The 11,217-nt window shown below is 42.6% G+C and carries 18 protein-coding genes and 1 riboswitch; of the genes, 15 read left to right on the top strand and 3 right to left on the bottom strand.

The annotated features are described in order from the left end of the window. The first annotated feature begins 132 nt into the window (after positions 1–132). The 9 genes from M3Z76_RS19805 (at position 133) to M3Z76_RS19245 (ending at position 5,762) form a co-directional block, all read left to right on the top strand. On the top strand, positions 133–252 hold the full coding sequence (locus M3Z76_RS19805) for an S-layer homology domain-containing protein (RefSeq protein WP_363319913.1): 120 nt from the start codon (positions 133–135) through the stop codon (positions 250–252). Next, the gene (locus tag M3Z76_RS19280) at positions 249–386 is read left to right on the top strand and encodes an S-layer homology domain-containing protein (protein WP_293929801.1); all 138 of its coding nucleotides are present in this window, start codon (positions 249–251) and stop codon (positions 384–386) included. Before M3Z76_RS19805 ends, M3Z76_RS19280 begins: the two co-directional genes overlap by 4 nt. A 328-nt stretch (positions 387–714) precedes the next feature. Further along, positions 715–1,491 carry a hypothetical protein gene (locus M3Z76_RS19275; protein ID WP_293929800.1) on the top strand — a complete coding sequence of 259 codons (777 nt, stop codon included), beginning with the start codon at positions 715–717 and terminating at the stop codon, positions 1,489–1,491. Beyond that, positions 1,485–1,847, top strand: coding sequence for a GntR family transcriptional regulator (locus M3Z76_RS19270; protein WP_293929802.1), 363 nt, complete (start codon positions 1,485–1,487; stop codon positions 1,845–1,847). The genes M3Z76_RS19275 and M3Z76_RS19270 overlap by 7 nt, the downstream gene beginning before the upstream one ends. After that, positions 1,847–2,536 (top strand): ATP-binding cassette domain-containing protein, encoded by a 690-nt coding sequence (locus M3Z76_RS19265; protein WP_293929799.1) that lies wholly within the window; start codon positions 1,847–1,849, stop codon positions 2,534–2,536. Before M3Z76_RS19270 ends, M3Z76_RS19265 begins: the two co-directional genes overlap by 1 nt. Position 2,537: 1 nt before the next feature. Next, a complete protein-coding gene (locus M3Z76_RS19260) occupies positions 2,538–3,461 on the top strand; it encodes an ABC transporter ATP-binding protein (protein ID WP_293929798.1) in 924 nt (307 codons plus the stop codon). Next, on the top strand, positions 3,439–4,347 hold the full coding sequence (locus tag M3Z76_RS19255) for an ABC transporter permease (RefSeq protein WP_293929797.1): 909 nt from the start codon (positions 3,439–3,441) through the stop codon (positions 4,345–4,347). Before M3Z76_RS19260 ends, M3Z76_RS19255 begins: the two co-directional genes overlap by 23 nt. A gap of 106 nt (positions 4,348–4,453) precedes the next feature. Further along, positions 4,454–4,891, top strand: coding sequence for a VOC family protein (locus tag M3Z76_RS19250; RefSeq protein WP_293929796.1), 438 nt, complete (start codon positions 4,454–4,456; stop codon positions 4,889–4,891). 337 nt (positions 4,892–5,228) lie between these two features. Beyond that, positions 5,229–5,762, top strand: coding sequence for an NADPH-dependent FMN reductase (locus M3Z76_RS19245; protein ID WP_293929795.1), 534 nt, complete (start codon positions 5,229–5,231; stop codon positions 5,760–5,762). A 39-nt stretch (positions 5,763–5,801) separates the two neighbouring features. Here M3Z76_RS19245 and M3Z76_RS19240 read toward each other — a convergent pair whose 3' ends face one another. Continuing rightward, positions 5,802–6,374, bottom strand: coding sequence for a YdcF family protein (locus M3Z76_RS19240; RefSeq protein WP_293929794.1), 573 nt, complete (start codon positions 6,372–6,374; stop codon positions 5,802–5,804). Positions 6,375–6,468: 94 nt separating this feature from the next. After that, positions 6,469–6,569, top strand: a riboswitch (TPP riboswitch). Positions 6,570–6,634: 65 nt separating this feature from the next. Between M3Z76_RS19240 and thiM the strand changes: the two genes are divergently transcribed. The 5 genes from thiM to aac(6') all read left to right on the top strand — a co-directional run bounded on the left by thiM (position 6,635) and on the right by aac(6') (position 9,921). After that, positions 6,635–7,381, top strand: a complete 747-nt coding sequence (gene thiM, locus M3Z76_RS19235) for a hydroxyethylthiazole kinase (protein WP_293929793.1) — start codon at positions 6,635–6,637, stop codon at positions 7,379–7,381. Between the two features lie 5 nt (positions 7,382–7,386). Then, positions 7,387–8,202 carry a bifunctional hydroxymethylpyrimidine kinase/phosphomethylpyrimidine kinase gene (thiD, locus tag M3Z76_RS19230; RefSeq protein WP_293929792.1) on the top strand — a complete coding sequence of 272 codons (816 nt, stop codon included), beginning with the start codon at positions 7,387–7,389 and terminating at the stop codon, positions 8,200–8,202. Then, a complete protein-coding gene (thiE, locus tag M3Z76_RS19225) occupies positions 8,199–8,819 on the top strand; it encodes a thiamine phosphate synthase (RefSeq protein ID WP_293929791.1) in 621 nt (206 codons plus the stop codon). The genes thiD and thiE overlap by 4 nt, the downstream gene beginning before the upstream one ends. Positions 8,820–8,890: 71 nt before the next feature. Then, entirely contained in the window at positions 8,891–9,484 is a 594-nt protein-coding gene (locus tag M3Z76_RS19220) for a hypothetical protein (RefSeq protein WP_293929790.1), read from the top strand. 2 nt (positions 9,485–9,486) lie between these two features. Next, positions 9,487–9,921, top strand: coding sequence for an aminoglycoside 6'-N-acetyltransferase (gene aac(6') / locus M3Z76_RS19215; RefSeq protein ID WP_293929789.1), 435 nt, complete (start codon positions 9,487–9,489; stop codon positions 9,919–9,921). Here aac(6') and crcB read toward each other — a convergent pair. Both crcB and M3Z76_RS19205 read right to left on the bottom strand, forming a co-directional pair. Beyond that, the gene (gene crcB / locus M3Z76_RS19210) at positions 9,918–10,271 is read right to left on the bottom strand and encodes a fluoride efflux transporter CrcB (protein WP_293929788.1); all 354 of its coding nucleotides are present in this window, start codon (positions 10,269–10,271) and stop codon (positions 9,918–9,920) included. The two genes, aac(6') and crcB, sit on opposite strands and share 4 nt — an antisense overlap. Next, complete coding sequence (locus M3Z76_RS19205; protein WP_293929787.1) at positions 10,268–10,636, bottom strand: fluoride efflux transporter FluC; 369 nt, start codon at positions 10,634–10,636, stop codon at positions 10,268–10,270. The genes crcB and M3Z76_RS19205 overlap by 4 nt, the downstream gene beginning before the upstream one ends. A gap of 97 nt (positions 10,637–10,733) precedes the next feature. Between M3Z76_RS19205 and M3Z76_RS19200 the strand changes: the two genes are divergently transcribed. After that, the gene (locus M3Z76_RS19200) at positions 10,734–11,123 is read left to right on the top strand and encodes an NUDIX domain-containing protein (RefSeq protein WP_293929786.1); all 390 of its coding nucleotides are present in this window, start codon (positions 10,734–10,736) and stop codon (positions 11,121–11,123) included. Positions 11,124–11,217: the final 94 nt, after the last annotated feature.

Raw genomic sequence — 11,217 nt, 5'->3', positions numbered from 1 at the left:
GAGAATCAAGTATATAAAAAATACCTGTGAAGTGCACACTCTTTTTCAAGTGTCCACTCCACAGGTACCATATTAAATGTACCTGTTACTCTTTTTGCTTTTTCAAAAACTAACTCAAGGATACGAAAACCATTGGGCGAAAGAAATGCTTGCAGCCGAGGCATTATTCAAGGCTATGAGGATCGCACATTCCGACCAAATGAAACACATGTCGCAGTGTTGCTAACAAGAGCCTGTACGAGAAATAGATGATACAAAAGAGTCATCGTTATTACGAAGCAATCAAAATTTTACAGCAAGCAGGTATTATTGACGGAGTGCATGGTACATTCCAGCCGAACGAAAAGATGACATGCGCACAACTGGGCAAAGTGTTATTGCTCTAACGCCGGAAGGTAGCAGCTCATTCACCGATGTCAATCTAAAACATTAGAGTGCAGGCTATATCGCCGCCTTAGAGCGTGAAGGCAAAGCACTCATCATAAGAGCGCATTTACCTTGTTTTTTACATGTCGGAGAAAAATAAGAGGGGAAAGTGATCAAATAAAAGAGAAAAGTGATCGAATAAGGGGGAAAAGTGATCAAATAGTTAGAAAATCGCTCAAATAGTCAAGCCTGCACATCATTAATTTTAATGATTAACCAAATAAAGGTTGCATTTTTTATAATCTCTGTGTACTATTTAACTATTACACTAGAACGCGAGGTGATGGAATGAAAAGTTTTTTCGCTTTGATGCAGAAAGAATGGACTGTTTATCGGGTGCAGATTTTTGTGATGTTTGTGCTAAGTCTGTTATTGATGTTTGTTGTACCCTATTTGATTGATAAAAACATGGAGATGACGATACCACCTGAGCAGGTAGTTTTTTCCCTTATGTTATTAGGGCTTGTGTTAGCAACAATGGGTGTAGTGATGCAGTTGATGATGAGCTTGAAGGCCGATGTAAGGCGCAAGGAGATGTGGTTACATTCACCACAATCGATTTATCAGCTTGTTGGCGCTAAAATGCTGTTTAATTGGTGTGTGTCTGCTGTCTTTACGTTGACCGTTTTGTTGATTGGATTGAGCCTCGTTTCTACGTATTTTGGCTGGTCAATGGCGCAGGTTGTTGTAGCAAGTATAGCGATGAGCGTAATTGTATTGGGTTGGCAAATCTTTCTGTTAGTTTTTATTCAAATATTTTATAGCTTATATTTGCAGATGCAGTGTTATATCGGGAGATTTGCTATTGCTGTGACCGTTCCACTAGTGGCATTGATGCTTTTTATCATGGCGAAGTTTGAGGAGAGCGCCTTGTTTCAGGCACTTTTCCATCATGGCTATGTTTCATTAGAGCCGTTAGAGCGATATTTGCAGCCGACAGATGATTCGATGTTTATATTGATCGGGTCAATGTATATCGTGCAGGAGCTGTTTTATGCTTGTCTATTGGTAGCGTGCTTTCTTGTTAGTGCCAAATGGCTAGAAAAGGTGGTATCGCGATCATGACAGATTTTACACGCGATAAACCGATTTATAGTCAGCTGGTGGATCGAATTTGTGGAGAGATTATTAAGGGGCATTTGCGTTTAGGTGATAAGTTACCTTCCGTGCGGGAGTACGCTGTCGAGAGTGGTGTGAATGTCAATACGGTACAACGTGTCTATAAGGAGCTGGAGCTGATGCAATTAACGGAAACGAAAAGAGGGCAAGGGACATTTATTACGATGGATGAAGCACGCATTCATCAGCTACGCGATGAGATGAAGGCACAGCTTGCAGATCATTTTTTGTCATCAATTGAGGCGCTCGGCTTTTCGCAAGAGGAAATGATTCAAGTGTTACAGCAAAGGGGGAAAGCCTGATGCTACAGCTACAAAATGTGACGTTTTCCTATGTGCGTAAGCCCGTTTTACAGCAGCTTTCACTGGATATTGCTCAAGGGCAAATGATTGGACTTGTCGGGGAAAATGGCAGCGGGAAATCGACGTTATTGCAATTAATAACAGGTATTTTACAACCGACAGAAGGGCAGATTTTGCTTAACGGGGCACCTGTAACAAGGAGAAGTGCGAGCCAGATTGCCTTTTTACCTGATACCGATTTATTTTATGATTTTTATACAGCAGAGCAGTTATTCCGTTTTTATGAAACGCAGTTTGCGGATTTTTCCTATGACAAGGCGAATATCATTGGCGAGTTTTTAGAAATTGAACGTGGACGAAAATTGCGTCAGCTATCGAAGGGACAACGTGGGCGTGTGAAGATGGCGGCAACATTAGGGCGTGAAGTACCCCTCTATGTTATGGATGAACCATTTGCAGGCTTAGACCCACTCGTGAAAGAGTCATTGCTGAAAGGGCTAATTCAATTTACGGACATGGAAACGCAAACCATTTTATTATCAACACATGAATTGTATGAGGTCGAGCCAATTTTAGATGAGGTATTACTGCTGCGCGATGGGCATATCGCAGCACAAGGGCAGCTTGAAATGATACGAGATGAGCACAACCAAAATGCAGTCGAGTGGATGAAAGAGAGGATGAAATAACATGGCACAACAGCCAATTGTACAGCTACGCAATTTGACGAAAGTGATTCGCGGGAAAAAGCTAATTGATAATCTTCAATTAGACTTATATCCAGGGCAAATTACAGGCTTTTTAGGACCAAATGGTGCGGGTAAAACGACAACAATCCGCATGATGACCGGGTTAATGCACCCAACAGAAGGCGAAATTTTAATTGAAGGGCAGTCTTTAAAAGAGCATTATGAGGAAGCAATCAGTAAAGTAGGCGTTATCGTAGAAAATCCTGAAATGTATAAATATATGTCAGGCTATAAAAATTTACTGCATTTTGCACGCATGCATCAAAATGTTGACAAAGCACGTATTCATGAGGTTGTGCAGCAGGTCGGGCTGGAAAATCGCATTCATGAAAAGGTATCGACGTATTCGCTAGGCATGCGCCAGCGTTTAGGGCTAGCACAGGCACTTTTACATCGCCCGAAATTTTTAATTTTGGATGAACCAACGAATGGCTTAGACCCTGCTGGGATTCGCGAATTCCGCACATATTTACGTAAAATTGCCGCAGAGGAAGGTGTGTCGGTGTTCGTATCGAGTCACTTACTGTCAGAAATGGAGCTAATGTGTGACCGCATCGCCATTATTCAAAATGGACAGCTCATCGACATACGTGAGGTACAAAATGAAGCACAAACAGTTTATTATGTGGAAGCTGAGCCTTTAACGAAAGTACAGGAGGTAGCAAAAGCATTAGCTATCGACTACAGTGCGAAAGAAAAAGGCTTGGAGCTGCATATAACAAAAGAGCAAGTGCCGCAGCTTGTTACCGCACTTGTGGCGCAAGAAGTTCAAATTTTTGCGGTACAGCCACAGCAAAAAACATTGGAAGAACAATTCCTAGAAATGACAGGAGGCGGGCAAATTGCTGAAGCTCATACAAAATGAATGGATGAAATTATGGCATCAAAAAGCAACATGGGTGATGCTAGGTATTTTAGTTGTAGCGATCGTTGGTGTTGGAGGGCTGAATAAATATTATGAAGAAACCGATCCGCGCGATTGGCATGTTGTGGAAAAAGAAAAAATCGAACAGCTTTCTAAGGAAGAGGATGCATATTCACAGGAGCAAGTGATGATAGCTGAACACCGATTAGTACATGATATTGCTCCACCAAATGGTATGACTGCTGTGAGCTTTCTAGATTTCAGTGCACAGCTTATAATGTTTGTGACACTGTTTGCAGTCATTGTTGGAGCAAGCATTGTATCGAGTGAATTTTCAACAGGCACAATTAAAATGCTGCTAACACGTCCTGCTTCGCGCGCGAAAATTTTAACATCGAAGCTTGTTACGACATTCCTCTACGGCTTTTTTATGCTCGCTGTGAATTTTGTGTTAGCAGGAATCGTTGGACTTATTTTATTCTCAAGTAGTAATGGAACGGTGTTAGAGGTTGTCAATGGGCAGGTGCAAGAAGCTGATGTATGGGGGAATTTAATAGAATTCGCAGCATTATCATTAGGAGATTTTGCGATGTCGATTCTTTTTGCCTTTTTAATTGGCTCAGTGTTCCGTTCAAGTGCATTGGCGATTGGGTTAACGATGTTTTTATCATTTACAGGTAGCATGGTCGTCATGCTGCTTAGCCAATATTGGTTTACGAAATATATATGGCTTGCGCATACAGGCTTAACGCAATATGCACAGGGCGGCCAGCATGTACTGCCAGGTGTGACGATGTCATTTTCACTTGCAGTATTAGCGGCCTACGCAATACTTTTCATTGTGGCGAGCTACTGGTCGTTTATGAAGCGTGATGTGACGGCGTAATTTAATGATTGTGAAAATGTTAGGCTTTTCGTCTAGCATTTTTCTGTTAGAAGGATATTTTCTAGTTTTCAGCGAATTAGGAATGACACAATAGGAGGCATGGAATATGAAAATTAACAGAATAGATCATGTAAGCATAAACGTCCATAATCTTTCTGAGGCGAAAGCCTTTTTTGTTGATTTAGGGCTTGAAGTAAAAGCAGAATGGGAATTACAAGGCGAACAATTAGACACAATCGTGGGACTTCCTAACGTGAAAACCGCATGTGTAGGGCTAGGGATGCCAGATGGTCAAGTATGGATAGAGCTAGTTAAATTTCATTCACCATCAGACGAACAAGGCATTCAGCAATCTTCTGCCAATACACTAGGTATTCGACATATTTGCTTTGCTGTTGAAGATATCGAAGCAATTATAGCAAAGCTTAAACTGAAGGGTACGGAAATCTTTAGTGAAATACAGCAGTACGAAGAAAGCTATAAGCTATGCTACGTTCGTGGTCCAGAGGGCATTATTTTAGAGCTAGCAGAGAAAATCAAGTGACTTATATGTGTATATTAACCTACTTTATTCTCCAATTCAATGGAAAATCATCTGCATAAATGGTGCGAATCTCTCTAGTAAATCAAGTTTGCTTCACATTCGCACCATTTAAAAAATTCTTTTAGCTACACTTATCTAGTATTTTTTCTTCTCTAATGCACAGCAAGATAACTTTGGAAGAGAAGAAGGTGAGTGCGGATCATGAAGGAGGTTAGTAGCATGAGCAAAAAAATTGTCAGACATCTTGTTTGTCGAGTAAGCTATATTAAGAATATGTTTGAAGTAGATAATTTTCGGGCATATTTGACGAAGAAAGCAATTGGATGGAGGCAACAGTATGAACGTTGTAGCAATCGTAGGTAGTTTACGTAAAGCATCATACAATATGATGTTAGCTGAATTTATTCAAAAACGTTATGCAGAAAAAGTAACGGTCGAGATTTTATCATTACATGATATTCCGATGTATAACCAAGACGAGGAAAATAATCCGCCGCAGTCAGTGATTGATTTTAAGGCAAAAGTGAAGGCAGCAGATGCGGTACTTTGGGTAACACCTGAATATAATGCATCCATTCCAGGTGTGTTAGGCAATGTAATCGACTGGTTATCACGCGTTGATAAAGTGATGATTGGCAAGCCTTCTATCGTGATGGGTGCATCAATGGGCAATTTAGGAACGGTTAAAGCACAAATGCATTTGCGCGATATTTTATTCGCACAAGGTCTTGGTTCGCCAGTTTTACAAGGCAACGAAGTATATATCGGTGCGGCACACACGAAATTTGACGAGGCAGGCAACTTAACAGACGAAGCAACAGTTAAATTTTTAGACCAAGTAATCGACAATTTTGTTGCTTGGGTGAAATAGCATATAAGGCGGCTAAGGGAGGATTTCTTAGCCGCTTATTTATTTCCCAAACAAATACGCCTTCAGCAGGGCAAGCCGCTCGCGTCTGTTGGCTCGCTTCTCTACAGATGATGGTGTTTCTGCTGCAAGCACATCTGCCTCTAGCCCTACCTTCTCCGCTAAAAATTTTGCTCGCTGCAGGTGAAAATCGTTGGAGACAATTGTGATTTTAGAAATATCCTCTGGTAATAGCTCCTTTGAAAACAGTAAATTTTCATATGTAGAAGTAGACGCTTCCTCTAGTATAATGCGATCTGCTGCGATGCCTTTATTCATTAAGTAAGCCGCCATAATGGACGCCTCGCTTGCAGGCTCATCGTGCCCTTGCCCACCTGACACAATCGCTTTGACGTGTGGATAGTCCTGCAAATAAACTGCGGCTGTTTCAAGCCTTGTTTGCAAGGAGAGAGACGGTTCCCCAGTATGTCGAACTTTTGCGCCTAAAATAACCATATAGTCATTTGTGCCATCTGCTTGTGGTGAGGTGCCTTTGTTTATTTCCTTGCCTAAGAAATAATAGCCTACACCGCATACAACCGCAACGGCAGTAACAATTGAAATCCATTTTTTCATAACATCACCTCTTTTATTACTATAACGAATGTAGGAGAAAAAAGATTCGAATGTATTGGAAAATATGATAAATAGTGCTACGATAAGAAATAACGACGATTTGCAGGGGGACGCGTTCAGCGTTGAGAAGGTTAAAACCTGACCCTTTGAACCTGTTCAGTTAACACTGGCGTAGGGAGCAACCAAACCTTGTATGTGAGGCTCTCTATTTTTTAGAGGGCTTTTTTTGTCGAAAATTGAAAGAAAGAGGCTACATAATTATGACCATCTATAAAATTAGACAGCAGCAACCGTTAATTCATTGCATTACCAACTATGTTGTCGCAAATTTCACGGCAAATGGACTACTAGCTATCGGGGCATCTCCTGTGATGGCTGATGAAGTAAGCGAAGTTGAACAAATGACATCGATTGCAAGTGGGCTACTCATCAATATTGGTACATTAAATCAATCGAAGGTGCCTGCAATGCTAGCAGCCGGAAAAGCGGCGAACAAGCAAGGGGTGCCAGCTGTGTTAGATCCAGTTGGTGTTGGCGCAACGAGCTACCGTCAAGAAGTGATTCAGCAATTGCTACAGCAAGTGAAGTTTACATTAATTCGTTGCAATGAGGGCGAACTTGCTACAATCGCAGGTGTGGAATGGCGAGCAAAAGGCGTCGATAGTGGACAAGGTAATATTGATACAATCGCAGTTGCACAGGAAGTGGCAAAAAAATATGATACAATTGTAGTTGTAACTGGTGCGGTCGATATTGTCACAGATGGAACAATTGTGAAAAAAGTAGCAGGTGGACATGAGCGTATGACATTGGTGACAGGCTCAGGCTGTCTATTAAGTGCACTTTGTACTGCTGCGTTGACAGTGGAAGGTGAGCCTGTCGCAAATTTAGCGGAGCTTTTACAAACATATAAGCAAATTGCAGAGGATGCGGAGCGCAACACAGCGTATATTGGCTCGTTCCAAATAGAAATATTGAATGGCTTAGAAAAGTATTCGAAAGGTTGATGAGAATGGACATTGTAATGACAATTGCAGGCTCGGATAGCGGTGGCGGAGCTGGTATCCAAGCGGATTTAAAAACATTTCAGGAGCTAGGGGTTTATGGCACATCAGCTATTACGGCCTTAACGGCTCAAAACACGCTCGGTGTCTCGGATATTTTAGCTGTCTCGCCTGAATTTACGGTGGCACAAATCAAGACGGTATTTGAGGATTTACAAGTGAAGGCTGTGAAAACAGGCATGCTTTTTTCAGCAGATATTATTGAGGCTGTGGCAATGGAGCTACAGCAGCATAGCGTACAGCTTGTAGTTGACCCTGTAATGATTGCCAAGGGTGGTGCGAGCTTATTGCAGCAAGAGGCGGTGCAGGCATTAAAAACAAAGCTACTGCCAATCGCAACAGTGTTAACGCCGAATATTCCAGAGGCAGAGGAAATTACAGGCATTCAAATTGAAAGCGTGCAAGACATTGAAGCGGCTGCGAAAAAAATATTAGCACTTGGCGTGCAATGTGTTGTGATGAAGGGCGGACACTTAGAAGGCGAGGAAGCGGTCGATATGGTATTTTTTGCAGATGGCTCCTTCTTCGCAATGAGCAGTGAACGCATCGATACGAAGCATACGCATGGCACAGGCTGTACCTTCTCAGCTGCTTTAACAGCCTTTTTAGGAAAGGGCTATGCGCTACGTGACGCCATTATTGAGGCGAAGCATTTCATTCAGGCAGCGATTGCGCATCCATTAAATATTGGCAATGGGCATGGACCGACAAATCATTTTGCCTACCGTAAGGCGCAAATGAAGGGACAGGTGAAGCTACATTGAAACGCGAGTCATTAGCTATTTATTTTATTATGGGAACTGCCAACTGTCAGCGCGACCCACTCGTTATTTTAGAGGAAGCGTTACAGGCAGGTGTGACTATTTTCCAATTGCGTGAAAAAGGTGAGGGGGCGCTACAAGGTGAGGCGTTGTTAAACTTTGCTAAACGCTGCCAACAGCTTTGTCGCACGTACGGAGTTCCTTTTATCATCAATGATGATGTGGCACTTGCCTTAGCTATTGATGCAGATGGTGTGCATGTAGGGCAGGATGATAGTGAGCTCGCTAAAATTCGCTCACAATTTGCGGATAAAATTATCGGTGTCTCTGTTCATAACGATGGGGAAATGCAGGCCGCCGTTGCGGGTGGTGCAGACTATGTTGGCATCGGACCTATTTTTGCGACCAATTCAAAGGCGGATGCCAATGAGCCAGCAGGTGTGACGTTTTTACAAAAGGCACGTGCAAGCTATCCTGATTTTCCGATTGTTGCAATTGGCGGCATTACACCAGAGCGTACAGCACAGGTGCTGGCAGCAGGCGCAGATGGCGTCGCTGTTATTTCAGCGATTTGCCAAAGCAACAATATTGCGCAAACGGTAAATGATTTTAAAAAATAGTAGATTTTTGAAACTGAGCATGCAATTTGTGCTCAGTTTTTGTATGATTAGGAAAAGGGAGATGTTGAGAAATGAAAAAATGGCTATTTTTAATTATTGCTGTAGTAGCAATACTGACAGCCTGTACAGCTACTACGAATGAAGAGATTACCATTAAGCCGCTTGAAGACTCAGAGTATAGACGCACATTTCAAGAGCTACATCTAGGCTATATATGGGATTTCAATTTTACCTTACCGCAAGCAAATCAACGAACAGTTCAGCTCTGGGTGGAGAAATATAGCGATGGTCAAAGGGATGAGAATTTTGAGGCGAGCCTACAATATGGAATGAGCCCATCAGATTTTGAAGAAGGGCATATAGGGGCTGGTTTAATGGATGGCGAAGCGTTTTCTTTATTTCTTTACGCACCAAGTGTCAAAGCAAAGCCACAAGCGATAGAAAATTTGAACCTCGATACAGGCATGTATACATGGGAATATGCTTTTCAAGAAAAGCAAACATTGCAGTTAAATACAGAGTACATAATCGGCACGTTCCGCCATTCATTAAAGAATGCGATGCGAAGTGGCTATGATTTGTCGAATGAGGAAGAGGTGCAACAGCTCCTTCATGATGACACGAACGTCCTATTATTGAAAATCAAAGTGACGGAGAGTGAGTAACAATGCTTAAACAAGCGATGCTAGAAGAAGCGCCACAGGCTGCAGCATTAGCTCAAAAGCTTTGGCCAAATAGCGATTTACAAGGGGAAATGGAGCAGCTTTTACAGCAACAGGATGTCTTTATTGTGCTTGCCTACAGTGCTGAGCAAGCAATCGGCTTCGCTCAATGCCAATTGCGCTATGATTATGTAGAGGGGACGGAAACGAGCCCTGTCGGTTATTTGGAAGGTTTATATGTAGAGCCCCAAGTGCGTCTACAAGGAATTGCGAAAAAGCTTGTGACTGCATGTGAGGAATGGGCACGTCAGCAAGGCTGTACAGAATTCGCCAGCGATTGCGAGCTAACGAATGAAGATAGCCTCAACATGCATTTGCGATTAGGCTTTACTGAGGCGAACCGCATTATCTGTTTTACGAAAAAGCTAGAGCGGGGCTAAAAAAGTAGCTCCGCTAGCCACCAGCCTGCATATGCCAGTATTCCTCCGCACAAGCAGCTTATGCATAAATAGCTAGCTGCCGCCAGTAATCCGCGGCTATCATAAAGCCTCACACTCTCAACAGAAAAGGTGGAGAAGGTCGTAAAGGCACCTAAAAACCCTGTGCCTGCCAGCAATTGTATGGAGGAGCTAGGTCCCACACCGACACAAATGCCTAATAAAAATGAGCCAAGTAAATTAATGCCAAATGTAGCTAATGGTAAGGCTGTGTTCACATGGGCCTTCACCCAATTGCTAATGGCGAAGCGACAAATTGCCCCAAAAAAGCCCCCGATGGCAACGAATATCATACGCTCGCCCCCTTCGCACCGAGACGTAAGCCAACGAATGCACATATAAAGCCCCCAACTAAGCTAACCATGATATAGCTAGCAGCCACCAGCATATGCCCATCACGCCATAACGTCACATTGTCCACACTAAAGGTTGAAAAGGTCGTAAAGGCACCAAGAAAGCCTGTCGTCATTGCAGTTGCCAAATTCGCACTCACTTTCGGAACACGCGGCAAAAAGCTTGTCAGCCAGCCAAGCAATAATGAACCAATTAAATTAATAAGTAAGGTAATCATAGGAAACATCCCAATATAAAGAAAGCCCAGTGCATAGCGCAAAGAAGCGCCAAGTGCCCCTGCAAGCCCAACAAACAAATATTGCATTCAATCACTTCCTTCTGTAGCTATATTTTAGCATAATCAGTCGTTGAAATAGTAAGAATGGACAAATATACTAAGAAGTACAGGGAGAGGTGAGGGGATGCGAATTCGCAGTGCCGTTATTATAGAAGAAAATGATAAAATATTACTGATTAAACGTGTGAAAGAGGGACAAACCTATTTTGTTTTTCCAGGAGGGCAAGTAGAGCGGGGCGAAACATTTGAGCAAGCCGCAATTCGTGAAGCATTAGAGGAAATTGGTGTCATTGTTGAACTGGAAGAACTATTTTTTGAGCTTTCATTCAATGGACAACAAGTATATTATCGTGCCAAGATCATTGGGGGCAAAATCGGCACGGGCACAGGTCCAGAATATAGTCAGCCAAAGCTGTACAGCGGCACATTTGAACCCGTTTGGCTCGCCGAAAATGAGCTAACAAAACACGATGTTAGACCAATGGAGTTAATAGAAAAGCTGTTTGAAAGATAATCACTTTCAAACAGCTATTTATGTGCGCCCAGCATGCGCATGAACTATAGGGTGCAAGTCCCGAACCCCGAAGACAGAAGTAGAGGTTAGCCAA

The sequence above is a fragment of the Metasolibacillus sp. genome (genome assembly GCF_025291715.1).
Taxonomy (GTDB): Bacteria; Bacillota; Bacilli; order Bacillales_A; family Planococcaceae; genus Metasolibacillus; species Metasolibacillus louembei.
This window is presented reverse-complemented; position numbering and strand designations above follow the sequence as displayed.